This window comes from Streptomyces litchfieldiae, from assembly GCF_031845365.1.
Lineage (GTDB): Bacteria > Actinomycetota > Actinomycetes > Streptomycetales > Streptomycetaceae > Streptomyces > Streptomyces litchfieldiae.
Window position 1 is genome coordinate 653,445 of the sequence record NZ_JAVREL010000001.1, and the last position, 26,164, is coordinate 679,608.

The window sequence follows — 26,164 nt, forward strand, 5'->3', positions numbered from 1 at the left end:
AGATGCCGCACTTGCTCCCGGAGCACCGGCTTGCCGCCCAGAGGTCATGCGGCATGGACTCCTCGATGATGAAGTGAGGTGGGGCACGTTCTCCCGGCTGATCAGGTCCGGCCGCAGGCACCGGGCCGCGAGCTGCCTCTCGATCTCCTCGTCGCTCATCGCGGGCACGGCCGCACACCGACGGCGACACCAGCCCAACTGTGCGGGGAGACGCCAAAACGCAGCCGCCGTGGCGGAGAGCGAACGCGCACAGCGGAGGCCGGACCGATTACCCCCAGAGGCCCGCCAGGTGCGCGTGGAGGACGTCGTGCGCCTCGTGCGGGGTGAGGTGGCCGATGAGGACGTGCGTGGTGAGGCCGTCCGCGAGGGCGAGGAGGGTGCGGGCCTCGCGTTGTGGATCGAGGGGCACGGCGCGTTCGGTGCCCTCGTCGGCTTCCGAGATGAGGCGGGTGAACGCCTCCTGAAGGGCCGCGTAGTTCGCCTTCAGCGTCCTGGCGAGCGCCTCGCTGACGGCCGCCTGCGCGACAAAGGCGAGCCAGACCCTCGCCTCGGCGCGGTGCTCTTCCCCGAGCAGTGAGATCTCGGTGGCCGCGTGGCCCAGGGCGGTGCCGGCCGACTGGGCCGGGCTCCTGACGAGGCGGGCCTGCACCCGCTCGCTGATCCGCTCGCCGATGTGCCCGAGAGCGAATACGAGCATCTCCTCCTTGGTGCGGAAGCACCGCTGAACGGCGCCCATGGACACCTGCGCGCGGGCGGCGACGTCGCGGAGGGTCACGCCCTCAAGGCCGTGTTCGTCGGCGAGTTGGCAGACGGCCTCGGCGATGAGGCGGCGTCGGCTCACGTGATCCACGTGCCTGGGCATACCCGGTGGCCTCCCTGCTCCGATGCGCTCGTATCGGTTCCAGGGTACGGTTGCCGTTCCGATGCAGGTGCATTGGTACGGAGAGGGAGGAACGAAAGGCCATGCGGGACGCCCTGTGGAAGATGTCGGCCGCCGCCCAGGCGGAGGCCGTGCGCGGCGCGCACGTCTCGGCCGTCGAACTGGTCGACAGTCACCTCGATCGCATCGCCGAGGTAAACCCCCAGGTGAACGCGGTCACGCAGCTCCTGGCGGAGCGGGCACGCGAGGCCGCGAGAGCGACGGACCGTCGGCGGGCCGCCGGTGAAGCGCTGGGGCCGCTCGCGGGCGTGCCGTTCACCGTGAAGGAGAGCACCGCCGTCGAAGGCGTGCCGACCACGTTCGGCACGGCGCGCTTCCGCGATCTGGTGGCACCGGCCGACGCGCCCCCGGTGGCGCGGCTGCGCGCGGCCGGGGCCATCCCCATCGGGCACAGCAACATTCCCACCCTGATCCTGGCGGGGATGCACACGCGCAGCGAACTGTTCGGCGACACGGTCAATCCGTGGGACGGCAGCCGGACCCCGGGCGGCACCAGCGGGGGCGACGCGGTGGCCGTGGCCACGGGCATGGCGGCGCTCGGGCTCGGCAACGACTCCGGGGGCTCGGTGCGCGTTCCGGCCCAGTTCTGCGGCGTGGCCGGGCTGAAGCCGTCCACCGGCCGGTTTCCGGCGGACCACCGCGTTCTCGGCCCGGACGACCCGGGCCCGGCGTCCCAGATGCTGGTCACCGACGGCCCGCTGGCCCGGAGCGTGGGCGATCTGCGGCTGGCTTACGAGGTGCTGGCCGGGGCCGATCCGCGAGACCCGCGGGCCGTACCGGTGCCCGCGTACGGCGAAGCGCTCCCCGGGCCGGTGAAGGTCGCGGTCGTCGCGGACCCCGGCGGGCGCGGCGTCCACCCCGCGGTTCGCGGAGCGATCGAGACCGCGGCCGACGCGCTCACCGACGCCGGATACGACGTGCGCGAGGTGGGGGACGTGCCGCGGATGGCCGAGGCACTCGAGGCATACGGCCGGATCACCGTGACCGAGTTCGCCCCGAACTGGCCGGTGGTGCGCCAACTGCTCGGCGAAGGCGGGGACCGCTACATCGAGATGGCGATGGAGCGGACCCCGCCCGCGAGCGCGGACGAGCTCATGAAGCTGATGGGCACCTGGCTGGCCATTCGCCGCTCGTGGGCCGAATTCCTCGACGCGTACCCGCTGTTGCTCGGCCCGTCGTTCACCGAACCACCGGTCGAGCCGGGGCTGGAGTCGCGCGACAGGGCGGGCCGGGACCGGGTCGGGTCGGGAATGCGCCTGTGCACCGTGACCAGCTTCGTGGGCGTGCCCGGCGTGGCCGTACCGACCGGCGTGGTCGACGGGCTCCCCACCGGGGTGCAGATCGTCGGGCGCGCGTTCCGGGAGGACCTGTGCCTGGACGCGGCCCAGGCGATCGAGGACCGGCTCGGCGTTCTCACACCGGTCGACCCGCGTGACCCGGGGCGGACAGTCGACGGTCAGACGACGGCCGACTGAACCGTCAGCGTTCCGGCGGCGGTGTCGATGGTGGCCCGAGTGCCGAGCGGGATGGTCGGAGGGTGCGGGCCGTGTCCGGCGGGGAGCCCGCCGAGGACAGGCACGCCCAGGCGAGCCAGCCGGTCGCGCAGGACATCGGCGATGCCCCATCCCCCCAGGGACGGGTCATCGGCATCCCGCTCGAACCCGATGAACTGGCCCAGCGCGACACCGTGCAACCCGTCCAGAGCCCCGGTACGGGTCAACTGGGTCAGCGCGCGGTCGACCTCCCCCAGCCCTGTGCCGCGCTGGTGTTCGAGAAAGAGGATCGCCCCCTTGAGGCTCGGCAGACCGGCGCCGGCCTCGGTGCGGATCGCGTCAAGGTTGCCGCCGACCAGGACACCGGTCGCGGCGCCCTCGACGGTGACCGCCGCACTGACTTGGCCGGTGTCCCGGTGGATGACGACGGGGTCGGTGGTCATCAGCGCGCAGCGAAGCGCGTCGGCCGACGCCGGCCCACACCATGCGTCGCCCCAGTTGGCGAACGGACCATGCAGCGAGGCCAGACCGCATCGCGCCCACAGGGCAAGGTGGAGGTGGGTGATGTCGCTGAAGCCGACCACCGGTTTCGGGTCGCGCCGCAGCGCGTCGGTGTCCAGGTCGTCGACGATGCGGTAGGCGCCCTTGCCGCCCCGTGTGGCAATCACCGCACGGACTCCCGGGTCGCGGAACGCGGAGTTCAGGTCGGAGACGCGATTCTCATCCCGGCCGGCCATATACCCCCATTGGTCAAAGACGTGCTCACCCAACTCGACCCGCAGCCCCCATGAGGTCAGTAGCTCAACGCCACGGGCGACTCCCTCGCGGCCGGGTGGACTGGCCGGAGAGACGATCCGCACCCGGTCCCCGGGCCGCAACCGCGGCGACCGCACGCTCTGGAGACTGTCGAAGGAGTCCATGCCGCGATCTTGCTGCACACGTCCAGCCGAGGCCAAGCCCCGGCAGCGAGCCGGCCGTCCCGTCAGAGCGCTGTCGCACGCTGCCCCGCGGCCTCCCACTCCTGGTGCGCGATGCGAACGCGGTGCCACAGCGCCGCCCGCGCGGGGGCGTCGACGTCGGTCAGGTCCAGGTGGAACACGTCGGCCAGTACGTCGTACCAGTCGTCGGCCGAGTCGATGGTCCGCTCGTCCGTGCCTCCGGCGTCGATCCGGCGCAGCATGCGGCCGCGCAGCATGTCCACGCCCTTGGCGTCGCGGAGCTGGGCCTGGAGGACCCGGACGAATCCGGACTCGGGGGAAGTGGACAGCCGGTGGTGCTCGGCGGCGAAGGAGGACAGCTCCACGGGCTCCGGCGCGAAGACCATCGCCGTGAAGGCCCCCCGGGGGTCATGGGCGAACCGCCAGCCGCCGGGCACCACCACCGACGGGGCCATCGCGTAGGTGAACGGCCCCTGGGTATAGGTGCCTTCACGCAGCGGCAGCGGCTCGTACATTCCGCCGGCGAGCCCGGTGTCGACCAGCCACCGCTCGCCGTCGAGCCCCACGGTGAGCGCGAGATGGTCCCCGCCCGGGCCCTCGGGGTCCTCGACCTCGTCCTGCACCCCGGCCCGGTGCAGGGTCACGTCGTAACCGAGCGCCGTCAGCAGCGCGGCGAAGGCCCCGTTGAGCTGGAAGCAGTAGCCGCCGCGCCCGCGCAGGATCCGGGCCACGGATTCGGCGGCGTCGATGCCCGTCGGCCGTCCCAGTTGGTTGTCGAGGGTCTCGTAGGCGACCCGCTCCACCTGCGCCCGGTGCAGGGCCCACAGCACCTCGGCGCTCGGCGCCGCCGGCCGGGCCACCCCCAGCACGGCCAGATACCCGTCGACGTCGATCATGCTTCACCTCACCGTTCAAACGATGAGCAGCCTAGCGCCGGTACCGCCCGTCCCACGCCCCTGGGTACTACGTCACACGTGGTCCCGGGAGCCGCGATGTTCGCGAAGAGCACGTCGTACTCGTGAATGGCATAGTCACTGATCGGCCGGACGCGGCGACATCAGGCCGGGTCCTCGGTCTGGATGCCGCGGACCACGTCGAGCGCCTCGTTGACGTGCTGGCCCGTGTTGGTCAGCGAGTTGAAGACATGCCGGACCGTACCCTGACGGTCGATGACGTAGGTGACCCGGCCCGGGACGATGCCCAGCACGGCAGGAACGCCGTACTCCTTGCGCACCCGCCCCTTCTCATCGCTCAGCAGCGTGAAGGGCAGGTTGTGCCGAGCGGCGAAGGCGGCGTGCTTGCCCACCGAGTCGGAACTGACGCCGATGACCTCGGCCCCGGCGTCGGTGAAGACCTCGTGGCTGTCCCGGAAGGCGCACGCCTGGGCTGTACAGCCGCGGGTTTCGTCCTTGGGATAGAAGTACAGGACGACCACTCTTTCGCCGAGCCGGTGGTACAGCCGGACCGGTGCACCGGATTGCGACGGCAGGGTGAAGTCCGGTGCTTTATCGCCTACTTGTATGCCTCTTGCCATGTCTGTCTGCCTCTGTTCTTCCGCCGCGGAGAGGAGAGTGGTGCGGCTGCGGGTGGGGTGAGAGATCGGGTGTACCGACAAGGTAGGTGATCCCGGCACCTACTGCTCGACGGATTCCGGGCCGAACGGGCGCGGTCAGGTTCCCCGCAACCGCTCGAAGACCCGCGGAACCGACCCGTTGGTGCCCGCCCGCGCCACGACACCCGCTGGACGGTCATGTCGGGTGCCGTCGACCGCGCCCTCAGCCGGACTCGCCTGCTCCTCAGCGGACGGCAGCCCTCTCCCGTTCCGGGACCGCCGGCCGTGACGGATCGCGGACCAGGAGCGCGACCAGGGCGGCGGTGGCCACGGCCGCCAGGCCGGCCGTCAGGTAGACCGCGTCCAGGCCGTCCGGGAAGCCGGCCGGGGAGCGGCCGTCCCCGGCCGAGGTGAAGATCGTACCGAGCACCGCGACGCCCAGCGCGAAGCCCAGTTGGCGGCAGGTGTTGACCGCGCCGCTCGCCATTCCGGCCCGTTCCGGCGGGACGGCCGCGAGGACCGCGGAGACCAGGACGGGGATGGCCAGCCCCACGCCGACGCCCGTCACCGTCAGGCCGGGCGCCAGCACCGGCCACTCCGAGCCGGGCGCGATCGCCGTCTGGAGCAGCAGGCCGACCCCGATCAGCAGCATCCCGGCCGCGATGGAGACGCGCGGCGACACCCGGGCGAGCAGCCGCCCGCTGGCGCCCGCGACGACGAACGCCGTCGCCGCCATCGGCAGCACCGCCAGCCCGGCGCGGACCGGGCTCAGCCCCAACGGGCCCTGGAGCCACAGCATCGTGTAGCCGTAGTGCGCGAACGCCGCGGCGGTGAGCACCAGTCCGGCCACCATCAGGGCGGCGAACGACGGGCGGCGCAGCAACGACAGGTCGAGCAACGGCCGCCTGCGCGGGCCGCGTTCGACGGCGACGAAGGCGGCCAGGGCGACGGCCGAGGCGACCAGCGCGGCCATTGTCAACCCGTCGGCGCCGCCGCTGTTCGACCGGCCGGTCCTCACGCACGCGCCCGCCCGCACGGCCCTGCGGCGCCTGCACGAGGCCCTGGTGAACGGGGCCGATCCGCTGGTCACCGACGAGCGGCTGACCGCCGCCGTCATCACCCTGGTGCGCGGCGCCGCCACCCGCCCGGCCCGGACCGGCCGCGACGCGGGCACCCCGGCCGCGCGCCGGGCCCGCGACCTGCTGGCCGGCGCCTACCAGGAGACGATCAGCGCGGAACGGCTGGCCGACGCGGCCGGTTGCAGCCGGTTCGCGCTGTACCGCGCCTTCCGCGCGGCCTACGGCATGTCGCCGAGCGACTACCAGCGCCAGTTGCGGCTGCGCGCCGCCCGCCGCCTGCTGGCCCGGGGCTTGAATCCGGCCGATACGGCGGCGGCGACCGGGTTCGCCGACCAGAGCCATCTGCACCGCTGGTTCGTCCGCGCCTATGGCGTCACCCCGGCCGCCTACCGTGGGGCCGCGGCGGCTTAGACACGCACGTTGCCTAGACGCGCGCGGCGGCCAGCGTGCCGTCGCCGCCGAGCAGGAGCACCATGCCATCGCCCGACACGGGGCGGCTGACGTCGGTGGCGTCGAACTCGCCCTCCCAGACCGGGTTTCCGGTCTCCACCTCGACGATCGTCACCCTGGTCCAGTCGTTCTGGAGGAGCTGCGAGGTCCTCCGGTAGAGCGCGGCGTACGCGCCGTTCGCCCCCACCGCCTCGGTCCGCCCGTTCGCGTCGCGCCAGCGTTCACTGCCGTCCTCGGCGCTCAGGCACACCACCCCGTCCTCGGTGGGCAGGAGGAACCCGCCGGCCACCCCCCGGCCCCGCCCGTGCACGCCGGGGCGGCTGGGGCCGTCATAGGCCCACTTCACCTCGCCCGTCAGGCCGTCGAGGGCGACCGGCTCCGGGCGGTCACCGCCGGCCACGGGCACGAACACGGTGGTGCCCGACGCCAGCAGCTCGGGCAGCTCCTGGAACTCCTCGCGGTACGCGTCCTCCTCGAAGCCCTCCTGGAACGGTATCGACCACACCACGTCGCCGCGCCGGGGCTCGCGGAAGACCAGGTCGGTGCCGCCCTCCGCCCCCTGCTCATAGCCGAGAACGCCGGTCCCCCGGCCGAGCCCGCGCGGCGAACTCCGGGTGTACCAGGGGAAGTTGTCCGACGGCCAGGTCCGCTCGCCGGTCGCGCCGGCCAGCACCACTCCCCCATGGAGGATCAGCAGGTCGCCGACGGTGTCGACGCTGCCCACCCCGGTGGCGTCCTCGTCGGCGGTCCACCGGTTCTCGCCGGTGCGCGGGTCGACCCCGGCCATGTCCGCGCCGCCGCCGACGATCACCAGGCCGCTGGGCCGGTGCAGGCAGAGCGTCTCGCTGGTGACGGCGCGGTCCCACAGGCGCTCGCCACTGGCGGCGTCCAGGGCGTGCACGCGGTGGCCCGACGAATCGCTCAGGGCCGTCATGACGAAGACGGTGTCCGGCGTGGCCTCGATCTGCGGGTGCCCGATCGTGCTCCTCGCCCAGTCGCTGTCGAAGGAGACGTCCCACAGGCGCTCGCCACTGGCCTCGTCGAGGGCGTACAGGCGGGGCGCGTCGCCGGCCGCGAAGCAGCGGCCGGAGTTCCGGGCGGCCGGGGTCCGGCTCACATCCAGCGGGCCGGTGTCGCCGAGGCCGCGGGACCAGACGACCGGGCCCAGGGACGGCTCGCGGGTGGCCAGCACGACCCCGGTGCCGCCGAGGAGCGCGGCACCCGCGAGCAACCCGCCGCCCAGCAGCAGACCGCGCCGCGACGGCCCTCGCCTCGGGGAGGGTGGCCCGGACGGCGATCCGTTCGGGGGCGGTGGCCCCGGCGCCCGGACGGTGGGCGCGTAATGGGGCGCGGTAGCCGGAAGCGCGTTGTTCATGTGCCGCAGCGTCGCGGCGAGCGCCGCCGCGGAGCCGTACCGTTCCTCGGGGCGCTTGGCCAGCAGCGTGCGGATGATGTCGTCCCAGAGGGCGGAGACGCCGGGCGCGAGGGTGCTCGGCGCCGGGGGCTCGTCGGACAGATGCGCCGTGAGATAGCCCATCGCGTCCGGGGCGTTGAACGGCAGCCGTCCGGTGAGCATTTCGTAGAGCACACAGCCGAGCGCGTACAGGTCGCTGCGCGGCTCCGGGCGCCCGCGCGCCTGCTCGGGCGCCATGTACGGGGGCGTGCCCACCACGAACCCGGTGTGGGTCAGCCTGCCGCCCGCCGTGGAGGGGTCGGCGGCGCGGGCGATGCCGAAGTCGAGGACCTTCACCGTTCCCGAGGCGGTGATGAGGACGTTGGCGGGCTTGATGTCGCGGTGCAGGATGCCCCCGGCGTGCGCCTCGCCGAGCGCGTCGCATATCTGCACGCCCCACGCGGCAACGTCCGCCTCGTGGAGGGGGCCGCGGCGGATGAGGGCGTCGAGCCCCTGGCCGCGCAGCAGTTCCATCACGAGGAACGGCGTGGTGCCCTCGTCGGTGGCCGCCTCGCCGAGGTCGTGGACGGTCACGATGTTGGGGTGCTGGAGGGCCGCGGTGATCCGCGCCTCCCGGATGAACCTGGCCCGGTCCTCGTCGCCGCGGCTGCCGCCGCCGGCCAGGACGGAGATCACCTTGACGGCGACCGGGCGCTTCAGGCTCTCGTCGTGGGCCTCCCACACCTCCCCCATGCCGCCGTGTCCGAGCGGCCTCAACAGCCGGTAACGGTCAGCGAGTAGGCGGTTGTTCACGGACCACATCCTCGGCGCGTCGCGCATCTTCACAGCGGGCAGGGCGCATGCTAGCCGCCGAGGGGTGGGCGCGATGCGCGCGGGTCGGCGTGACCCGCGCGTTCTGATGGTCCTGACCGCCGCGGCCGGGAGCCGACCGCCGCCGCAGGGACGTGAACGGCCCTCTTACAGCACCTTGGAGAGGAACGCCCGGGTGCGCTCATGACGCGGGTCGGACAGCACGTCGCGGGGCCGGCCGGACTCCACGACCACGCCCTCGTCCATGAAGACCAGCGAGTCGCCGACCTCCCGGGCGAAGCCCATCTCGTGCGTGACGACGATCATCGTCATCCCGTCCTCGGCGAGCCCCCGCATCACGTCCAGCACCTCGCCGACCAGCTCCGGGTCCAGCGCGGAGGTCGGCTCGTCGAAGAGCATCAGCTTGGGGTCCATGGCCAGGGCGCGGGCGATCGCCACGCGCTGCTGCTGCCCGCCGGAGAGCTGCGACGGATAGTTCTCCATCCGGTCGGCGAGCCCCACCCGGGCCAGCAGCGCCTCGGCCCGCTCCCTCGCCTCGGCCTTCCGCATGCCCTTGACCTGAACCGGCGCCTCCATGACGTTCTCGGCGGCGGTCATGTGCGGGAAGAGGTTGAATCGCTGGAAGACCATGCCGATGTCCCGGCGCTGGGCGGCGACTTCGCGCTCCTTCATCTCGTAGAGCCGGTCGCCCTTCTGGCGATAGCCGACGAGATGGCCGTCCACCCACAGCCGGCCCGCGTTGATCTTCTCCAGGTGGTTGATGCAGCGCAGGAAAGTCGACTTGCCGGACCCGGAGGGACCGACGACGCAGAACACCTCGCCGGACTTGACCTCCAGGTCGATGCCGCGCAGCACCTGAACCGCGCCGAACGACTTGTGGACCCGCTCGGCCTTCACCATGGGGTGACCGGTGCCCGCGCCGTTCGTACCGACGTCGCTCATACCGTCGTCCCTCCCACCCGGCTCGGGGTGCGGAAGCGCGTCAACTGTGCCCGCAGCCGTTGCAGCGGCGTGGGCGGCTGGCTGCGCCCGGACCCCTTGGAATAGTGCCGTTCAAGGTAGAACTGGCCGATGTTGAAGATCGTGGTGAGCGCCAGGTACCACACGGTCGCCACGAGCAGCATCTCCATGATGGCCAGGTTCCGCCCGGCGACCACGTCCTGGGCCCGGAAGAGGTCGTCGTACTGGACCACCGAGACCAGCGAGGACGTCTTCAGCATGTTGATGAACTCGTTGCCGGTCGGCGGGATGACCACCCGCATCGCCTGGGGCAGCACGATCCGGCGCATCGTCTTGCCGTTGTTCATGCCCAGGGCGTGCGCCGCCTCGGTCTGGCCCTGGTCCACGGACAGGATTCCGGCCCGCGCGATCTCCGCCATGTAGGCGGCCTCGTTCAGACCCAGGCCCAGCAGCGCGGCCACGAACGGCGTGATGATGTCGTTCGTCTCGTCCTTGTAGAAGCCGAAGTTGAGCGTGTCGAAGACGATCGACAGGTTGAACCACAGCACGAGCTGCACCAGCACCGGCGTGCCCCGGAAGAACCAGATGTAGCCCCAGGCCACGCTGGCGAGCACCGGGTTCCCCGACAGCCGCATCACCGCCAGCGCGATGCCGAGCACCACGCCGATCACCATGGACAGCACGGTGATCCACAGGGTGTTGCGGGCGCCGTCGACGATCGTGTCGTAGGTGAGGTGGTCCCCCACGACGTCCCAGCTCACATCGGCGCCCGCGAACGCCCGCACCAGCAGGGCGAGCAGCACGAGCACCACGGCGGCGCTGATCCAGCGGCCGTAGTGGCGCACCGGGATGGCGACGATGGCCTCGGGCGGAGTCGCGTCCGGGGCCTCGGCGGGCGTGCCGTTACCGGAGGGCTTGTCGAAGTCGGCCACCGGTCACTCGCCGGCGTTGATGGTCGCTTCTTCGATCGCCCCGGCCTCGGCGTTCCACTCGGCCAGGATCTCGGCGTAGGTGCCGTTGTCGATGATCTCCTGGAGCGCGGCCTGGATGGCGTCCCGCAGCTCCGGGTTGTCCTTGGGCACCGCGATGCCGTAGGGCGCGGCGTCGATCTGCTCGCCCACGACCTCGAACGCGTCGCCGCCGCCGGCGGTCAGCTCGTTGTAGAGGGCCACCGGGTAGTCGGTGATCACGGCGTCCGCCCGGCCGCTCTGGAGGGCGGTGATCGAGTCGGAGTCCACCGGGTTGATCACGTCCTCGATCGGCTCGTCGCAGGCGCTCTGCTGCTCCTGGATCAGCGCCTCGTTGGCCGTGCCCTGCTGGGCGGCCACGGCCAGCCCGCACAGGTCGTCCAGCGTCTCGATGCCCTCGGGGTTGCCCGCCGGGACGAGGATGGCGGAACCGGCCTGGAAGTAGTTCACGAAGTCGGCGCCGCCCTCGGCGTCCTCGCTCGCGCCCTCCTGGCGCTCCTTGGTGTCCGTCATGGCCGACATGACGATGTCGTGACGGCCGTTGTTCATGCCCAGGACCAGCCCGTTGAAGGTGCCGTTCTCGAACGTGAACTCAACGCCCAGGACCTCGCCCAGCGCGGTGGCGATAGCCGGGTCGATGCCCGTGATCTCGTCGTTCTCGTCGTAGAACTCGATCGGGGCGTAGGCGATGTCCGAGCCGACCTTGATCTCGCCGGCCTCGCGGATGTCCGCCGGCAGCAGCTCGGCCGCGGCGCCCGTGCCCTCGCCGGCCGGCGACTCCTCGGCGGAGGAGCCGTTCCCTCCGGTGTCCCCGCCCTCGTCATCGGTCTGATCACCGCACGCGCTCAGCAGCAGCGCACCGGCGGCGACGAACGCCCCGACCGCGGCGAGGCGGGGACGGCGGGTGGTGCTGGCGGTCATGGCGTGATCCTCCTGGGGTGGCGGAAGGTCCGAGGGGGTCGAGCACGCTTCTTCGGGTGTCACGACTGTGTGCGTTTTTCGATGGAGGGCATCCTGCCATCCGGAACAGGTTCTCCGGCGCCGCCCGACGTCAAGATCGGATAACGGACACCGGGTACCGGTCACCGGGAGTGAACAACTGCCCCTCCGGCAGCGCCCTTGAGGCATGGTGAAGCCCCGCCGGGGGGCCGCTGAGAGATGCGTCACGATTCGTGCCGCGTAAGCGCCGGGAGTAGCTCCTCTTTAGCGGCGAGGCGCACGCTTTCCGTGCCCGGAGAGCGGGCGTTCATGATCCGGTTACCGAACGCGCTCGTATGTGGAGCGCCAGATCAGGTAGAACGAAGCGTTAACACCCCTCACCCGGGGACCTGGGCGCGTGTGCGACGCGTCCGGCGTCCGCTGCTCACCCTCGCGGACGTGGTGCCCGCCCGTTCCCGATCAGGGAGCGGCCACCCTCAACCTGTGATGCGAATAAGGGGTTCAACCAGTGGCATCGGAGATCGTCAATCCGACAAATGAGCTGGCGGATGCGGGGCTCGATCCCGCGTTCGCGCTGCACCGGGGCGGGAAGATGGCCGTCACCGCCACGGTGCCCGTGCGCGACGCGGACGACCTGTCCCTCGCCTACACGCCCGGGGTCGCAAGAGTGTGCGGCGCGATCGCCGAGCAGCCGGAGCTGGTGCACGAGTACACCTGGAAGTCCTCGGTCGTGGCCGTCGTCACGGACGGCAGCGCCGTTCTCGGTCTCGGGGACATCGGCCCGGAGGCGTCGCTGCCCGTGATGGAGGGCAAGGCGATCCTGTTCAAGCAGTTCGGCGGCGTGGACGCCGTCCCCATCGCGCTCGACTGCCGGGATCCCGACGAGATCGTGGAGACCGTCGCCCGGCTCGCGCCGTCCTTCGGCGGGGTGAATCTGGAGGACATCTCGGCGCCGCGCTGCTTCGAGATCGAACGCAGGCTCCAGGAGCGCCTGGACATCCCCGTCTTCCACGACGACCAGCACGGCACCGCCGTCGTCACGCTGGCCGCGCTGCGCAACGCCGCGCTGCTGTCCGGCCGGCCGCTGGCCGAGCTGCGCGTGGTGATCTCCGGCGCCGGGGCGGCCGGGGTCGCCATCGCCAAGATCCTGCTGGGCGCGGGCGTCGGCGACGTGGTGGTCTGCGATCGCAAGGGCATCGTCTCGGGCGACCGCGACGACCTGACGGACGTCAAGCGCGAGCTGGCCGCCCTCACCAATCGCGGGGGCCTGTCCGGCCCACTGGCGGCGGCGCTGGACGGCGCGGACGTGTTCGTGGGCGTCAGCGGCGGCACGGTGCCGGAGGAGGCGGTCGCCAAGATGGCGCCCGGCGCGTTCATCTTCGCCATGGCCAACCCGGACCCGGAGATCCACCCGGTGGTGGCCGCCAAGTACGCGTCGGTCGTGGCGACCGGGCGCAGCGACTATCCGAACCAGATCAACAACGTGCTGGCGTTCCCGGGGATCTTCGCCGGCGCCCTGGGTGTGCGGGCCACCCGCATCACCGAGGGCATGAAACTGGCGGCGGCGGAGGCGCTGGCGGCGGTCGTCGCCGACGAGCTGTCGCCGTCGCGCGTGATCCCGTCCCCGTTCGACGAGCGGGTCGCCCCGACGGTGGCGGCCGCGGTCGCCGAGGCGGCGCGCAGCGAGGGCGTGGCGCGGGCGTGAGCGGCGGGGGCCCGGTCGCCTCGTGCGGCCGGGCCCCCGGCCCGTGCGTCGACGCGCCGCTTGAACGCCCCACTTCAAGGCGCCGTTCGGGCCCTCACCGCAGGGCGACAACGAGGGCGTCGGTCAGGGATCTCCACGCGGTGCGCGCCTCGCGGAAGCCCGCCGTCCGCAGCGCGTCGGTGTGCCAGGCGACGGGGTGGACCTCGCCGTCGCTGTGGTCGCCGTCCGCCGGGTTGCCGTAGATGGCGAACCGCTCGACCGCCCGCTCGGCCAGCTCCGGCGCCTCGGCCACCGCCCGCCACCAGTCCGCCCAGTCCTGGATCCCGGCGGCCTTCTCCCGGGCGCGGCGGGCCTCGGTGTACGCGCGTTCGGCCGCGTTGAGCAGGGGCGTCGACTCGTCGGGCATGTGGTCGGCGTTGAGGAACACCCCGCCCGGCCGCACCAGCCCGGCCAGTTGCCCGTAGAGCGCGCGCAGCGGCTCCCCGCGCAGCCAGTGCAGCGCGGTGGCTGTGAGGACGGCGTCGTAGGAGTCGTGCGGCAGCGCGGCCGGCCAGTCGGGGTCGGTCAGATCGGCCGTGACGAACGAGACCCGTTCCTCGTTGGCGAAAGAGCCGCGCGCGATGGTCAGCAGCGCCGGATCGAGATCGACGCCGGTGCTGGCCGCCCCGGGAAAGCGCCGCAGCACGCGGGCGCTGATGCTGCCCGTCCCGCAGGCCAGGTCCAGCACGCGCGGCTTGTCCCCCACCACGGCCTCGACCACGTCCAGCATCACCCGGAACCGCTCCTCGCGGTCCGGCAGATACCACTCCTGCTGCCGGTCCCAACTGTCCTGCCACGCCTGCCAGTCAGTCATGCACCCTCCTCGGCACGGCTTGAACGGTAATAGCCGTTCTCGATCCCCGCCCCTTACTAGTACGCTGTTGACCATACCCTGCCCCCGTAAGGAACACAATTGGAACTGACCTATTACTCCGACTTCGCCGTGCGACTGATCAACACGGAGGAGCCAGAGCGCGGGACGGACACCCTGACCTCGGTGGACGCCGTTCGCGCCCTCTTCGGCGAGGCGCAGCACGCCGCCCGCCGGGCCGGCGAGGGCGATGTGACCCGCCTGCGCGGGGTGCGGACGCGACTGCGGGCCGTCTTCACGGCCGCCGCCGAGGGCGACGAGGTGCGGGCGGTGGACCTGCTGAACGCGCTGCTGCTGGAGTACCCGGCCAGCCCGCAGATTTCCGGCCACGACTACCTGGACGAGGCGGGCCGCCCGCGCTGGCACCTGCACCTGGCCGAACACCCGTCCAGCGCGACCGCCGGCTACGCCGCCATCGCCTGCATGGGGCTGGCGTTCCAGCTCACCGACCTGGGCGTGGACCGCCTCGGCATCTGCGGCGCCGCCCCCTGCCGGAACGCCTATATCGACACATCGACCAACCGGTCCAAACGCTACTGCTCCGACCGCTGCGCCACCCGCGCCAACGTGGCCGCCTACCGCGCCCGCAAGCGCCGTGAACGCACCCTGAGCGGCCGGACGGCGGACACGAGCGACCCGACCGCCACCCCCTGAGGCCCCCGGCGCGGCGACCGCAGGCGCAGCACCGCGCGCGCCACCACGAGCCCGTCGGGCACCACGCCGAACTCCCGGCTGTCGTTGGTGACCTCGGGGTTGTCCCCGACGACCCACCACCCGCCGCCGCGCCGCTCGACCGCGCGTTTGACGATCAGCAGATCGTGCTGGAACGGATGCCGCATCACCACCACGTCACCCGGCCGCACCCGCGACCCATAGCTCAGCAGCAACTGGTCGCCCGGCCGCAACGTGGGCAGCATCGACGGGTTGTACACCTCGGCAAGTCCCAGCCTCATCGCACCACCCGTCTCCTCGGCCGCCCTTGCCGGCCATCGTCCGCCATCGGGCCCAGTCAAGCACCGGACTTTCGACCTAAGCCGCCCCCCGCCCCCCGGGTCGGCCGAGAAAACCCGCCCTGCACGGAGTAATGTCGCCCGTGAGAAGACGATCACGAGGAAGGACAGCTTCATGCTCTCCCGCCTGTTTGCCCCGAAGGTCATGGTCAGCGCGCACTGCGACCTCCCCTGCGGCGTCTACGACCCGGCCCAGGCCCGGATCGAGGCCGAGTCCGTCAAGGCCATCCAGGAGAAGTACCAGGCCAACGAGGACCCGCACTTCCGCGCCCGGGCCACGACGATCAAGGAGGAGCGGGCCGAGCTTGCCAAGCACCACGTGTCGGTGCTGTGGAGCGACTACTTCAAGCCCCCGCACTTCGAGAAGTACCCCGAGCTGCACCAGCTCGTGAACGACACCCTGAAGGCCCTGAGCGCCGCCAAGGGCTCCACCGACCCGGCGACGGGCCAGAAGGCGCTGGACTACATCGCCCAGATCGACGCCATCTTCAAGGAGACGAAGAAGGCCTGATCACAGCGCCATCTGTCCGCACCCGGTCCGCGACCACCGAACACGGTGTCAGTTACGGACCGGGTGCGGTCGTTTTCCGCCGACATCGGTCCTCCGGGCCGGGCCTCGCGGCCACTCAACGTCGGCAGACCAGGATGCCGCCCAGGCAGTTGACCTCGAAGGCGCCGTTCCGAGCGATGTGGTCGATGAGGATCGCGCGGGCACGCTCGATGGTCGCATCGAAGGGCACGTCGTGCTGGTCGGCCCACGCCCGGTAGGAGGACATATGAGCGATGACCGGCTCCGGGTCGCGGACCGTGATGGTGCCGGGCAGCTCGATCGTCTCCACCCGGCCGAACACCTCCTCCAGGAAGACCGGCGCCTTCTCCAGCGAGAAGCGGGCGCTGAGCGAGATCCGCGCCGGGCCGCGTTCGATGCCGAGGACATCGCCGGCGGCTCGCTGCCACAGGTCGTCGAGTTCGGCCTTGTCGCTATCGCTGTTGGTGGAGGCGACCACCAGCCCGTCACGAGTCACCACTCGGGACAACTCCCCGACTGCCCGGGCGATGTCTGGGACGTGGTAGAGCATGTGCAGCGCCAAGGCCGCGTCAGCACTCGCCGTCGCCAGTGGCAGGCGGTCGGCATCCGCAACGGCCAGCGGCCCGGGGACACCGGCGAGGATGCCAGGGGCGATATCCAGCCCCAGCACCGTCAGATCGGGCCGGTTCCGGCGGAGCTGCCGGAGGAACTTGCCGTTGCCGCAGCCAACATCGACGACCCACCCGCGCCCGCGCACCTCCCTCAGTTGCCCGGCAACGATCCCGGGCAGGTCGTAACGGGGCGTCTGCCACCGGTAGAGCGACTGACGGGCGGCCAAGTCCCGGTCGCCGTTGTAGGCGCTCCCGACAAGGCGGTTCCGGTCGGTGACGGCGGCGGCATGTGCGGCGGACAGATCGGTCACGTCGGCGGCTCCGGAGAGTGGGCGGCGGGTAAGGCCGCAAGGACGGCCGTGTGCTGGAGTCGTTCGCGCAGGCGTGCCGCTCGCGCCGCTCCACCGTACTGCGGCCCGCCCAGTTCCCGGCCCAGAGCAGTGATCCTTCGCACGATACTGGCCGACATGCGCTCGGGCGGGGAGTCAAGGACGAAACCGAGCATCGCCTCGGTGCCGTCCAGGTCGCCGAGACGCAGATGGCCACGGGCAAGGTCGACGTGCGCGGCGAACAGGTCGCCAACCGACTGATCGTCGTCCTCGGCGCCGCGGTAGAGCTGGATCGCGGTGTCCGCGCTGGCGATTGCCTGCTGGACGTGCTCCCGGCCGCCCAAGGTCAGGTGGGTCGTCCCGGCGTACGCGAACTGCTTGGCAGTCGGGAAGGCGAAGACGCCTGGTGCCTCGTCATGGCCGGGCACTGCCTCGCGGGAGCGTGCGGCGTCCGCCAGGGCAGCCACCGCGCCTGGTCGGTTTCCGGCCATGGCCAGCGCACGCGCTTCCAGGCTCGCCAGCCGGGCGGTAATGGTGCCGCCCGCCCGGTGCTGCCGTCCGGCCCGCGCGAGCCGCCCCGCGGCCTCGTACCGCCCGGTCCAGTAGGCGATCAGAGACTCCACGGCCCGCACCCAGGCGAGCATTCCCTCGTGCCCGGCCGCCTCGGCACACGCACGGGCGGTGCGGGCGTGGGTGGCCGCGGAGTTGTAGTCCCCCAGGTCCAAGCAGACGTGCGCGGACAGCCCGCACAACCGGGAGGCGGCGACATACAAGTCAGTGGTCTGCCGAGGATGCTGGCGCCCGCGCAGTAGCTCGAACGCCCCGTCCCGCAACCGCTTGATCTCCACGTACAGCTCCAGCAACGGATGACTGACGTAGGCGCGGGCGAGCCGGGCGACATCCGCCTCCAACTGCTCAACGACGAACTGATCGGCGTTGCGCAGCGCGACGAACCGGGCGAAGTCGTCCGACATCACCGCGTCCGCCGACACAGCACCCGCGCCGGAGCGTGGAGGCACGGCAGGCCGCGCTGTCCACTCTTGCGAGAACCCGGAGGAGCTGCCCTCCTCTCCCCGAAGGCTCTTGCTGAGGGCCACAGCCCGGTCGAGCACCGCGACTTCGATGCCGAAAGCCTGAGCCAGGTACTTGCGGGTGTACGGAACCGGGATGCGCACCTCGCGCTCGTAACGCCCAATCTCTTTACCGGTCTTGGCGGCACGCCCCTCTAGGGCCTGTATCGAGTTCCCGGTCGGATCAGCCCGCGGCGTCAGACGCGGTGCATCGCAAGGCACCGGATCGCAGCTCATACTCGGCCGTATTCGCGCGATTCGGCTGGGGGCACCTCCCAGACGGAGTCTGGGGGAGCGGCGAGGTGCCGTGACTGGCGTCGCGGGCCCGGGCGGGAACTCGATACAGGCCCTAGTCGGCATGGCCAAGGTCGAGTTCGGCGACCACACCCGCTACGCCGTGAAGTGGGCCACGGCCACCTCTCTGGTGGTCCTGGGCTCGGGAGTGTTCCTCGGCATCATCTGACCAGCACGGGCGACTCGTTCTCGCACCCGCGCCCGCGTTCCCCAGGGGGTCGTGACTAGGATGAGGTGGAGTGCGCGGGGCCCGGGCACGTCCTCGACGCGGTCTGGTGCGGTGTCACCGGTAGCGCTGCCACTCGGCGGGCGGCTGACGTCAGCGGTACCACGCACCCCCCGAGGTCGGCGAGGTAAGGCTTGCCTAATATCCTGAGGTCGCTCCTGGGCCGATCAGACAGGCCCGTGGCATGTACGACAGGAACCTCATCATGCGCCCCAGCTTCCGCGGCCTCATCGCCACCCTCGTCATCTCGCCCCTGCTGGCCAGCTGCTTCGTCTCCGGCGACAGCTCCGCCTCCGACGCCGCTGACGCCGACGCGCGCCTGCGGGTGGCCCTCGCCATACCGCCGGTGCAGGCGCTCTCGCCGTACAGCAACGACGCCACCGTCCTGGACAAGCTCGCCGTCGCCGAAGGCCTCACCGTGCTCGGCGAGGACGGCACCGCAGAACCCTCGCTCGCCGAGTCCTGGACCCGGGAGAGCGACACCACCTGGACCTTCGAGCTGCGCGAGGCGTCCTTCCAGGACGGCACCGAGGTCACCGCCGAGTCCGTGGTCAACGCCCTGACACGGGCGAACGACGCCGAGCCAAAGCCTCGCGTGCTGAGCGATGTGACGCTGACCGCGACGGCCGTCGACGTCGACACGGTCACCCTCACCACCGGGTCGCCCGATCCGGTGCTGCCGCTGCGCCTCGCCAGCCCGGCGCTCGGCATCTTCTCCGCCAACGCGTACCGGGAGGACGGCACCGTCTCCCCCGTCGGCACCGCGACCGGAGCCTTCGAGATCACCGAGCTGAACGGCCGGACCTCGGTAACCGTCGACCGCTTCGACGACTACTGGGGCGGCCCGGCGAGGGCCTCCGGCATCGACGCCACCTGGATCCCGGACGGCACCGCCCGCGCGAACGCGCTCCGCGGCGGCGACGTGGACATCGCCGAGTGGATACCCACCGCCCAGGCGGCGCTGCTGGACGAGAGCACGCGGCACGAGGTGCCGTCCGTGCGCACCGACAGCCTGATCCTCAACACCGGCAGCGGCGTCTTCACCGACGCGGCGCTGCGCGCCTCCGCCCGCGAGGCCGTGGACGGCTCCGCCCTCGTCGACTCCGTCTTCGGCGGGTACGCCGACTCCGCGCAGGGCCTGTTCGGCCCGGCGGTCCCGTGGGCCGCCGACCACCGCGTCGGGTCAACCGACCGCGCCGAGGCGCTCAGCACCGCCGAAGTGAGGGCCAGGACCGAGGACAGGACGGTGCGGCTCGCCACCTACACCAACCGCGCCGAACTCCCGGAGGCCGCCACCGTGCTCCAGCAGCAGCTGGAGCAGGCCGGGTTCACCGTGCGGCAGGACGTCCGCGAGTACTCGCAGATGGAGGCCGACCTCCTCGCCGGCGAGTACGACGCGCTGGTCTTCTCCCGGGTGACGCTGCTCGACACCGGTGACGCGGTGGCGTACCTCGCCAGTGACTACACCAGCGACGGCGTCTACAACATCGCCGGGCTCGCGGACCCGGACGTCGACGAGGCCATCAGGGCCGCTGCCACGGAGAGCGACCCCGAGCGGCGACGGCAGCAGATCATGCGGGCCGAGGCAGAGATCCTGCGCACCGACGCCGTCGTCCCGCTGGTCCACCAGCAGGTGGTGCAGGGGATCGCGGACGGCGTGGAAGGGGTGCTCCTCGACCCGCGCGAGCGCTCCCTGATCGGTCTCGACACGCGCCGTGCGTAGCCGCACGGGCAGGAGGAACAGCCGGTGACTGCTGCCCTCGACGGTCTTGCCCGCCAACGCGCCGCGTGGCGGGCCGGGGCCGGCCGGGTGCTCGCCGGAACCGTAGTGCTCACGACGGTCGCGCTGCTGCCCTGGCTGTCCGGCAGCGATGCGGCGCTCACCGTGCTGCGGGCACGCTCCGGTGAGCAGGACCCGACACCGGACGCGCTGGCCGCCGTGCGGGAACAACTGGGCCTGGCCGACGGGCCCCTCGTCCTTCTCACGGGCTGGCTCGGCGGGCTCCCGCGCGGTGACGCGGGCAACTCGTGGGTATCGGGTGAGCCCGTCCTGCCACAGGTCACCGCCGCCCTCGGCGTCTCGCTCACCCTGCTGTCGGGCACTCTCCTCGTCACCCTCGCCGTCGCCGGACTCGTCTGCTTCCGCACCGTCCTCCTCGGCTCCCGGCGCCGGCTGCGGCACGACCGGGCGGGAACCGGCGCCGCCGTCCTCGCGTCGCTGCCGAAGTTCCTCCTCGCCTCGGTACTGGCGACCGCCTGCGGGGTCTGGCTGGGCTGGTTCCCGTCCAGCGGCTGGGACGGGCCGGCGTCGATGGTGCTGCCCTCGCTCGCCCTGGGGCTGCCGTCCGGAGCGATGATCGGCGGGCTGCTCGACCAGTCGCTGCCCGCCGCGTTCAGCGAGGCGTGGGCACGGACCTGGCACGCGGCCGGCTTCCCGCCGGGCCACACGGCCCGGCACGCGCTGCACCGCGCCCTGCCCGGTGTCCTGCCGCAGTTCGTCCCCACGGTCGTCGGGCTGCTCGGCGGCGCCGTCGCCGTCGAGAAGATCTTCAACATCCCGGGACTCGGCCGGCTCGTGCTGGACGCCGCGGTCTCCCAGGACCTGCCCCTCCTCCAGACCGGCACCCTGGCCATCATCCTCATCGGCACGGCCGCCGGCCTCCTGGTGCGGGCCCTGCGGCTGGCCCTGCTCGGCCCGGCGCTCCGCGACGGCGGCCTGCCCGCCCTGGGACGCCCCGCCCTCCCCCGCCGGAGGTCGCTGCGGTACGTCGCCGGGGTCTGCGCCGTCGCACTGGTCGTGCTCGTCGTCGCCGGGATGCTGCGCGACCCCCTGAACGTCGACACCACGGCCCGCCTCCTGCCACCGTCCTTCGCTCATCCGCTGGGGACAGACTCACTGGGTCGCGACATGGTGGCCCGGCTCGGCCATGGGGCGCTGCGCACCGCCGTCGCGGCGCTGGTGGTGACGGCGGTCAGCGTGCTCACCGGCGTGGCGCTCGGCCTGCTGCCGCGGGCGGGCGCCGGCCTGACGGATGTGGCGGCGACGCTGCCCGCCGTGCTGGCCGGGCTGTTGGTCACCGGCGTCACCGGCCCCTCCACCGGCGGCGCGGTGCTGGCGGTGTGCCTGGTCGGCTGGAGTCCGTACGCCGCCCAGACCTCGGCCCTTCTCGAACAGGAGCGGGCGAGCGGGCACATCGCCGCGGCGGTCTCGATGGGCGCCGGCCGGCGCCATCTGCTGCGCCGTCATCTGCTGCCCGCCCTCGTGCCGGCCCTGCTCCGCAACGCCCTGCTGCGTTTCCCCACGGCCGTCCTCGTGCTGGCCTCCCTCGGCTTTCTGGGACTTGGACAGCAGCCGCCCGCGCCCGAGTGGGGACGGCTGCTGTCCGAGAACCAGGCGTACGCCGAGATCGCGCCCTGGACGGTACTCGGCCCGGCCGCCGCGCTCACGGTACTCGCCGTGCTCGCGACCACCGTCGTGAGAGCGGACGGGCGGATGCGCCTCGCCGGGCGGTAGCCGCCGATCGGTTCGCCCGTGAAGTTGTGCGCGGTGTGCTAGGGCGCGTATTGAGTCGTGATCAAGGGGTGGTCCGGGTGAGGTCTTTGACCCAGATCATTGAGGCGCGCAGGTGGAGGCCGGCGAGGTAGCTGTCGGGGGTCTTGTCGTATCGGGTGGCGATGCCTCGCCATGCCTTGAGCTTGTTGATCAGTCGTTCAACGGTGTTCCGTTCTTGTAGGGTCGAAGGCACAACCCGCAGATTGATCACGACTCGATACGCGCCCTAGTACTCCAGCCGTAGATCGTGATCTTGCTGGTCGGGGCGGTGCGGAGACGGTTGCGGCCACCGTTGATCATCGTGAGTTGTGTCGACAAACGAAGATCAGGCGGTGGCCGCGGGTCACAGCGTAGTGCCTGCCCGGTGGCGGGCGATGTTCGATCAGTTGATGGGCCGCGTCGCCGGCCGGTTCGCGCGGGTTGAACCCCGCCGCCGCGCAACGGCGTTGGTGCTGGCCTGCTCGCGGACCTGCCAAGAAAGAACTGCTGGACCCTGGCCGAGCACGCGGGCGACGCCAGCCCGGACGGCATGCAGCACCTGCTCCACCGTGCGAAGTGGGACGCCGACGCGGTCCGCGACGACGTGCGCGCCTACGTGGTCGAGCACCTCGCCGACGACGCGGCGGTACTCGTGGTTGATGAGACCGGCGACCTGAAGAAGGGCACCGCGACGGTCGGCGTCCAACGCCAGTACACCGGCACCGCCGGGCGGATCGAGAACTCCCAGGTCGCCGTCTACCTCGTCTACTCCGCCGCACGTGGCCATGCCGCGATCGACCGGGCCCTGTACGTGCCGCGCTCGTGGACCGACGACCCCGACCGGTGCCAGGCCGCAGGCATCCCCGACGACCTCACCTTCGCGACCAAGCCCCAACTGGCCACCCGAATGATCCTCCGGGCGCTGGACGCGGGCACGCCCGCCCGCTGGATCGCGGGCGACGAGGTCTACGGCGACAACCCGCACCTGCGGGCCGCGCTGGAAACCCGCCCCATCGGCTACGTGCTGGCCATCTCCAGCACCCACCGAGTGGCCACGCGCGCCGGAAAGTTCCAGGCGAAGGCACTGACCGCGCGCATCCCGAAGCGGGCCTGGCAGCGGCTGTCGGCCGGAGCGGGCGCCAAGGGCGAGCGGTACTACGACTGGGCCCAGGTCGACATCATCGGCCCAGCCGGACGGCCCGGGCACCGGTGGCTGCTGGTCCGCCGCAACCGGCGAACCGGCGAACTCGCCTTCTACCGCTGCTTCTCACCGCACCCGGTCCCGCTGTCCGAGCTGGTACGCGTCGCCGGACGACGCTGGACGGTCGAGGAGACCTTCCAGGCCGGCAAGGGTCTGGCGGGCCTCGACGAGCACCAGGTCCGCCGCTGGACCTCCTGGCACCGCTGGGTCACCCTCGCCATGCTCGCCCACGCCTTCCTCGCCATCACCGCAGCCACCGAACGTCACGACCATCCCACACCCGACGACCTGATCCCCTTGACCGCCAACGAGATCCAGCACCTGTTCACCGCGCTGATCAGCCCGGTTCACGCCCTCCGGCACCGACTCCGCTGGTCGCAGTGGCGACGCCGATACCAAGCCCGCGCCCGCAACTCACACTACCGACGGCAGGCAGCCGCACAGCCATGAAGATCACGATCTACGGCTGGAGTACTAAGTGCCGACGACGCATACAGAGTCATCACCTCGGCACCAGGCAACCAGTCTCGCGCACCTACGACATTTCCATGCGCATTAAGCAAGGGGCCTCCGCCCTCTACGAATGTCCGTAGGAATCGTCCCGCTACTCTGCCCTGGGCACCCTGCGGGTCGTCATCGCACTGTCGGTGCTGGCATCATGACCGACCGCAGGCACCGACTCTCGGCCCCATCCAGCATCGCAAGAGATGGAGTAGAGACCTTGGGACGGTCACTGCCTCCACTCCGTCGTCACGGATCGTGTACCCGCAGGATGGGGAGTGCCGTCGTCCTCGACTACGAGACGGGCCGGGGTGCCTCCGGCTGCACTCCTTCTACAGCACGACGGGGGAGATCCTGCATCGGCCGGTGAATGACAGTCACAGGGCCCCACATCCGTCACCAGAACGACGCCAAGTCCGTAATCACGGAGATAACGCCGAGCCGCCATCAGTCCGCACCCAGTCCGCAAGACACCCGCCAAAGACCGTCGCACCCCATCGCCACCAATCGCCAAAAGGCCAGGTCAGCGACCCACAGCAAGGATCCCCGCAGGTCACCGACCCGGCCCATTATTAGGAGACGAAGAAGGCCTGATCACAGCGCCATCGGCCCGCACCCGGTCCGCGGCCACCGAACACGGTGTCAGTTACGGACCGGGTGCGGTCGTTTTTCCGCCGACATCGGTCGGCCCACGCGGTGCGCGTTCATGTCGGCGGCTCCGGGGGCGGGAGGAGCAGCCGGTGGTCGGCGTTCGCGCCGGTGATCACCACGGCCGCGAGGGCGTCCGCGAGTCGGCTGCTCAGGGCGGCCGCGCCGGCGAGGGCCGCCGCTCCGGATGGTTCGGCGATCAGGCCCGTGGTGCGCAGCAGCAGGCGCATGGCGTCGAGCAGTTGATGGTCGCTCACCAGGATGAACTCGTCGACCGTCGCGCGCATGTCCGCCACGGCGCGGGGTGCCGGTACGCGGCCGGCCAGGCCCTCGGCGATGGTGGTCGTCGGTGTCGTGCTGGGCGCCATGTCGCCGGTGTGCCAGGCGCGTTGAGTGGCCGGTGCGCCGGCCGCGCCGACGGCGATGACCCGTGTCGACGGGGCGACGGACTTGAACCACGCCGCTACGCCGCAGGCCAGGGAGCCGTTGCCCGCCGGCACCAGGACCACGTCGGGGACCGGGCCGCCCCGGGTCAGCTCCACCGCGATCGTTCCGGCGCCTTCGGCGAGCGGAGGGGTGCTGCCGTCCTCCACGAGGGTCCAGCCGTGCCGTTCGGCCGCCGCGGTCGCGGACTGCCGGGCGGCGTCGAAGTCGCCGTCGACCAGGTGGACTTGCGCGCCCAGTCGGCGCATGGCCGCGAGCTTGTCCGGGGTGACGGTGGGGGCGCTGAAGATCACGGTGGAAAGGCCGTGTTCACGTCCCGAGTAGGCGAGTCCTTGCCCGAGGTTCCCGGCCGACGCGCACACCAGGACGTCGCCGCGGGGGCGGGTCCGGGCGAGGAAGTCGGTGCCGCGCCCCTTGAAGCAGCGGATCGGGTTGACGGTCTCGACCTTCAACAGCGTCCGCACTCCCACCGCTTCGCCGAGCCGTTCGGCGAGGAACTGCGGTGTGTCGCGGAACACGGGGGTCACACAGGCGGCGGCCTTCGCGATCTGGTCGACGTCGACGAGAGGTTGGGGCATGGGATCCTTGGCTATTGAAGCAGTCAGTGGCGGCTATTAAACTAGCCACTATGGATGATCCGGTCAACGCCGTCGGCATGAACCTGCGTCGTCTGCGCGCCCGTCGGCAGTTGACGACAGCGGAGCTGGCCCGTAAGTCGGGAGTGGCGCGGGCCACGCTCACGGCGCTGGAATCGGGCCGGGGCAACCCCACGCTCGACACCCTGTACGCGCTGGCGAAGGTGCTCGACGCGTCGCTGGCGGACCTCATCGTCGACGTCCGCGCGCCCCGCGCACGGGTGGTGCGCGCCGGCGAGGGGTCGTGGGTCGGCGGGTCCGCGGTCGATGGCCGTCTGCTGGACCACCTCGATCCCCATCTGCGCACCGACCTCTACGAGTTGGTCATCCGTGCGGGCGCGCCGCGGCATTCGGAGCCGCATCAGGCCGGGGTGGTCGAGTGCTTCGTCCTCCAGGAGGGCCGGGTGCGCATAGGCCCCCGGGAGGAGCCGGTGGAGCTCGCGGCCGGCGACTTCGTGCGCTTCCCCGCCGACGTGCCCCACCTGTACGAGGCGCTGGGGGACGACGCCCGCGGGCTGCTCGTCATCCAGACGCCGTTCGGCGCGCCCGAGCGGAAGGAGGACGTCCGATGGACCGGAGAGAAGCGATCGTCGCGGTGATAAGGCGCGGCCCGCGGGTGCTCGTCATCGAGCGGGGGCCGCTGGCCCGGATGCCGGGATACTGGGCGCCGCTCAGCGGCACGATCGAGCCCGGGGAGACCCAGGAGGAGGCCCTGGTGCGGGAGGTGCGCGAGGAGGTGGGCCTGCGGGTCGCACCCGGCCGCAAGGTCTGGGAGTCGCACACCGCCGACGGAAGGTATCGCCTGCACTGGTGGACCGCCGAGGCCGGGAACGGCGACGTGGTCGTGCATCCGGGCGAGGTGAGCGCCGTACGGTGGGTCACCGCACGGGAGTTCGCCGAGCTGCGGCCCGTTTTCGAGGAGGACCGCGCGTTCTTCAACCGCGTGCTGCCGGTGCTCTGACCGTCCGGGCCGGAA

The 26,164-nt window shown here is 71.6% G+C and carries 24 protein-coding genes and 2 pseudogenes; 11 read left to right on the forward strand and 15 right to left on the reverse strand.

Annotated elements, in window-relative coordinates:
- Window positions 1-268: 268 nt before the first annotated feature.
- Window positions 269-862 carry a TetR/AcrR family transcriptional regulator gene (locus RM590_RS03060; protein ID WP_311702747.1) on the reverse strand — a complete coding sequence of 198 codons (594 nt, stop codon included), beginning with the start codon at window positions 860-862 and terminating at the stop codon, window positions 269-271.
- A gap of 101 nt (window positions 863-963) precedes the next feature.
- On the opposite strand from RM590_RS03060, the gene RM590_RS03065 reads away from it, so the two are divergent.
- A complete protein-coding gene (locus tag RM590_RS03065) occupies window positions 964-2,415 on the forward strand; it encodes an amidase (RefSeq protein ID WP_311702748.1) in 1,452 nt (483 codons plus the stop codon).
- Here RM590_RS03065 and RM590_RS03070 read toward each other — a convergent pair.
- The 4 genes from RM590_RS03070 to RM590_RS03085 form a co-directional block, all read right to left on the reverse strand.
- On the reverse strand, window positions 2,397-3,353 hold the full coding sequence (locus RM590_RS03070) for a S66 peptidase family protein (protein ID WP_311702749.1): 957 nt from the start codon (window positions 3,351-3,353) through the stop codon (window positions 2,397-2,399). The genes RM590_RS03065 and RM590_RS03070 overlap by 19 nt on opposite strands.
- A gap of 62 nt (window positions 3,354-3,415) precedes the next feature.
- Window positions 3,416-4,267 (reverse strand): arylamine N-acetyltransferase family protein, encoded by an 852-nt coding sequence (locus tag RM590_RS03075; protein ID WP_311702750.1) that lies wholly within the window; start codon window positions 4,265-4,267, stop codon window positions 3,416-3,418.
- 161 nt (window positions 4,268-4,428) lie between these two features.
- On the reverse strand, window positions 4,429-4,905 hold the full coding sequence (locus tag RM590_RS03080; RefSeq protein ID WP_311702751.1) for a peroxiredoxin: 477 nt from the start codon (window positions 4,903-4,905) through the stop codon (window positions 4,429-4,431).
- 262 nt (window positions 4,906-5,167) lie between these two features.
- Window positions 5,168-5,941 (reverse strand): MFS transporter, encoded by a 774-nt coding sequence (locus tag RM590_RS03085; RefSeq protein ID WP_311702752.1) that lies wholly within the window; start codon window positions 5,939-5,941, stop codon window positions 5,168-5,170.
- Between the two features lie 46 nt (window positions 5,942-5,987).
- Here RM590_RS03085 and RM590_RS03090 point away from each other — a divergent pair, with 46 nt between their 5' ends.
- Window positions 5,988-6,413, forward strand: coding sequence for a helix-turn-helix domain-containing protein (locus RM590_RS03090; RefSeq protein ID WP_394813766.1), 426 nt, complete (start codon window positions 5,988-5,990; stop codon window positions 6,411-6,413).
- Window positions 6,414-6,426: 13 nt separating this feature from the next.
- On the opposite strand, the gene RM590_RS03095 is transcribed toward RM590_RS03090, so the two are convergent.
- The 4 genes from RM590_RS03095 to RM590_RS03110 all read right to left on the reverse strand — a co-directional run bounded on the left by RM590_RS03095 (window position 6,427) and on the right by RM590_RS03110 (window position 11,525).
- Window positions 6,427-8,658, reverse strand: a complete 2,232-nt coding sequence (locus RM590_RS03095; RefSeq protein ID WP_311702753.1) for a protein kinase domain-containing protein — start codon at window positions 8,656-8,658, stop codon at window positions 6,427-6,429.
- 165 nt (window positions 8,659-8,823) lie between these two features.
- A complete protein-coding gene (locus tag RM590_RS03100; RefSeq protein ID WP_311702754.1) occupies window positions 8,824-9,618 on the reverse strand; it encodes an amino acid ABC transporter ATP-binding protein in 795 nt (264 codons plus the stop codon).
- Entirely contained in the window at window positions 9,615-10,568 is a 954-nt protein-coding gene (locus tag RM590_RS03105) for an amino acid ABC transporter permease (protein WP_311702755.1), read from the reverse strand. The genes RM590_RS03100 and RM590_RS03105 overlap by 4 nt, the downstream gene beginning before the upstream one ends.
- Before the next feature lie 3 nt (window positions 10,569-10,571).
- Window positions 10,572-11,525: an ABC transporter substrate-binding protein gene (locus RM590_RS03110; RefSeq protein WP_311702756.1), complete on the reverse strand. Its 954-nt coding sequence runs from the start codon at window positions 11,523-11,525 to the stop codon at window positions 10,572-10,574.
- 526 nt (window positions 11,526-12,051) lie between these two features.
- Between RM590_RS03110 and RM590_RS03115 the strand changes: the two genes are divergently transcribed.
- Window positions 12,052-13,248, forward strand: coding sequence for an NAD(P)-dependent malic enzyme (locus RM590_RS03115; RefSeq protein WP_311702757.1), 1,197 nt, complete (start codon window positions 12,052-12,054; stop codon window positions 13,246-13,248).
- Window positions 13,249-13,342: 94 nt separating this feature from the next.
- Here the strand turns inward: RM590_RS03115 and RM590_RS03120 are convergent, their stop codons facing one another.
- Window positions 13,343-14,101 (reverse strand): class I SAM-dependent methyltransferase, encoded by a 759-nt coding sequence (locus RM590_RS03120; protein ID WP_311702758.1) that lies wholly within the window; start codon window positions 14,099-14,101, stop codon window positions 13,343-13,345.
- A 99-nt stretch (window positions 14,102-14,200) separates the two neighbouring features.
- On the opposite strand from RM590_RS03120, the gene RM590_RS03125 reads away from it, so the two are divergent.
- Complete coding sequence (locus RM590_RS03125) at window positions 14,201-14,812, forward strand: CGNR zinc finger domain-containing protein (RefSeq protein WP_311702759.1); 612 nt, start codon at window positions 14,201-14,203, stop codon at window positions 14,810-14,812.
- Here RM590_RS03125 and sodX read toward each other — a convergent pair.
- The gene (gene sodX, locus RM590_RS03130) at window positions 14,734-15,111 is read right to left on the reverse strand and encodes a nickel-type superoxide dismutase maturation protease (protein WP_311702760.1); all 378 of its coding nucleotides are present in this window, start codon (window positions 15,109-15,111) and stop codon (window positions 14,734-14,736) included. The genes RM590_RS03125 and sodX overlap by 79 nt on opposite strands.
- Window positions 15,112-15,283: 172 nt before the next feature.
- Here sodX and sodN point away from each other — a divergent pair, with 172 nt between their 5' ends.
- Window positions 15,284-15,679, forward strand: coding sequence for a superoxide dismutase, Ni (gene sodN / locus RM590_RS03135; RefSeq protein ID WP_311702761.1), 396 nt, complete (start codon window positions 15,284-15,286; stop codon window positions 15,677-15,679).
- A gap of 115 nt (window positions 15,680-15,794) precedes the next feature.
- Here the strand turns inward: sodN and RM590_RS03140 are convergent, their stop codons facing one another.
- Together RM590_RS03140 and RM590_RS03145 are read right to left on the reverse strand one after the other, a co-directional pair.
- Entirely contained in the window at window positions 15,795-16,619 is an 825-nt protein-coding gene (locus RM590_RS03140; protein WP_311702762.1) for a class I SAM-dependent methyltransferase, read from the reverse strand.
- Window positions 16,616-17,944 carry an XRE family transcriptional regulator gene (locus RM590_RS03145; protein ID WP_311702763.1) on the reverse strand — a complete coding sequence of 443 codons (1,329 nt, stop codon included), beginning with the start codon at window positions 17,942-17,944 and terminating at the stop codon, window positions 16,616-16,618. The genes RM590_RS03140 and RM590_RS03145 overlap by 4 nt, the downstream gene beginning before the upstream one ends.
- Before the next feature lie 70 nt (window positions 17,945-18,014).
- On the opposite strand from RM590_RS03145, the gene RM590_RS03150 reads away from it, so the two are divergent.
- From RM590_RS03150 to RM590_RS03160, 3 genes are all read left to right on the forward strand, one after another.
- Window positions 18,015-18,170: a hypothetical protein gene (locus RM590_RS03150; RefSeq protein WP_311702843.1), complete on the forward strand. Its 156-nt coding sequence runs from the start codon at window positions 18,015-18,017 to the stop codon at window positions 18,168-18,170.
- Window positions 18,171-18,432: 262 nt separating this feature from the next.
- Window positions 18,433-19,950 (forward strand): ABC transporter substrate-binding protein, encoded by a 1,518-nt coding sequence (locus tag RM590_RS03155; RefSeq protein WP_311702840.1) that lies wholly within the window; start codon window positions 18,433-18,435, stop codon window positions 19,948-19,950.
- Window positions 19,951-19,974: 24 nt separating this feature from the next.
- On the forward strand, window positions 19,975-21,741 hold the full coding sequence (locus tag RM590_RS03160) for an ABC transporter permease subunit (protein WP_311702764.1): 1,767 nt from the start codon (window positions 19,975-19,977) through the stop codon (window positions 21,739-21,741).
- Between the two features lie 61 nt (window positions 21,742-21,802).
- Here the strand turns inward: RM590_RS03160 and RM590_RS03165 are convergent.
- Window positions 21,803-21,958: pseudogene (locus RM590_RS03165) on the reverse strand (IS5/IS1182 family transposase); the annotation flags it as partial.
- A gap of 211 nt (window positions 21,959-22,169) precedes the next feature.
- Here RM590_RS03165 and RM590_RS03170 point away from each other — a divergent pair.
- Window positions 22,170-23,410: pseudogene (locus RM590_RS03170) on the forward strand (IS701 family transposase).
- Window positions 23,411-24,165: 755 nt separating this feature from the next.
- Here the strand turns inward: RM590_RS03170 and RM590_RS03175 are convergent.
- Window positions 24,166-25,131, reverse strand: a complete 966-nt coding sequence (locus RM590_RS03175) for a threonine ammonia-lyase (protein WP_311702765.1) — start codon at window positions 25,129-25,131, stop codon at window positions 24,166-24,168.
- 50 nt (window positions 25,132-25,181) lie between these two features.
- On the opposite strand from RM590_RS03175, the gene RM590_RS03180 reads away from it, so the two are divergent.
- Both RM590_RS03180 and RM590_RS03185 read left to right on the forward strand, forming a co-directional pair.
- Complete coding sequence (locus tag RM590_RS03180; RefSeq protein ID WP_311702766.1) at window positions 25,182-25,787, forward strand: XRE family transcriptional regulator; 606 nt, start codon at window positions 25,182-25,184, stop codon at window positions 25,785-25,787.
- Window positions 25,757-26,149: an NUDIX domain-containing protein gene (locus RM590_RS03185; RefSeq protein ID WP_311702767.1), complete on the forward strand. Its 393-nt coding sequence runs from the start codon at window positions 25,757-25,759 to the stop codon at window positions 26,147-26,149. The genes RM590_RS03180 and RM590_RS03185 overlap by 31 nt, the downstream gene beginning before the upstream one ends.
- Window positions 26,150-26,164 lie beyond the last annotated feature (15 nt).

Bases quoted from the DNA above. Each gene is read 5' to 3' on its own strand.
- RM590_RS03075 (WP_311702750.1), bottom strand. From the start codon at position 4,267: ATGATCGACGTCGACGGGTATCTGGCCGTGCTGGGGGTGGCCCGGCCG.
- RM590_RS03070 (WP_311702749.1), bottom strand. From the start codon at position 3,353: ATGGACTCCTTCGACAGTCTCCAGAGCGTGCGGTCGCCGCGGTTGCGG.
- sodX (WP_311702760.1), bottom strand. From the start codon at position 15,111: ATGAGGCTGGGACTTGCCGAGGTGTACAACCCGTCGATGCTGCCCACG.
- sodN (WP_311702761.1), top strand. From the start codon at position 15,284: ATGCTCTCCCGCCTGTTTGCCCCGAAGGTCATGGTCAGCGCGCACTGC.
- RM590_RS03180 (WP_311702766.1), top strand. From the start codon at position 25,182: ATGGATGATCCGGTCAACGCCGTCGGCATGAACCTGCGTCGTCTGCGC.
- RM590_RS03145 (WP_311702763.1), bottom strand. From the start codon at position 17,944: ATGAGCTGCGATCCGGTGCCTTGCGATGCACCGCGTCTGACGCCGCGG.
- RM590_RS03080 (WP_311702751.1), bottom strand. From the start codon at position 4,905: ATGGCAAGAGGCATACAAGTAGGCGATAAAGCACCGGACTTCACCCTG.
- RM590_RS03100 (WP_311702754.1), bottom strand. From the start codon at position 9,618: ATGAGCGACGTCGGTACGAACGGCGCGGGCACCGGTCACCCCATGGTG.
- RM590_RS03110 (WP_311702756.1), bottom strand. From the start codon at position 11,525: ATGACCGCCAGCACCACCCGCCGTCCCCGCCTCGCCGCGGTCGGGGCG.
- RM590_RS03155 (WP_311702840.1), top strand. From the start codon at position 18,433: ATGCGCCCCAGCTTCCGCGGCCTCATCGCCACCCTCGTCATCTCGCCC.
- RM590_RS03175 (WP_311702765.1), bottom strand. From the start codon at position 25,131: ATGCCCCAACCTCTCGTCGACGTCGACCAGATCGCGAAGGCCGCCGCC.
- RM590_RS03185 (WP_311702767.1), top strand. From the start codon at position 25,757: ATGGACCGGAGAGAAGCGATCGTCGCGGTGATAAGGCGCGGCCCGCGG.
- RM590_RS03065 (WP_311702748.1), top strand. From the start codon at position 964: ATGCGGGACGCCCTGTGGAAGATGTCGGCCGCCGCCCAGGCGGAGGCC.
- RM590_RS03120 (WP_311702758.1), bottom strand. From the start codon at position 14,101: ATGACTGACTGGCAGGCGTGGCAGGACAGTTGGGACCGGCAGCAGGAG.
- RM590_RS03060 (WP_311702747.1), bottom strand. From the start codon at position 862: ATGCCCAGGCACGTGGATCACGTGAGCCGACGCCGCCTCATCGCCGAG.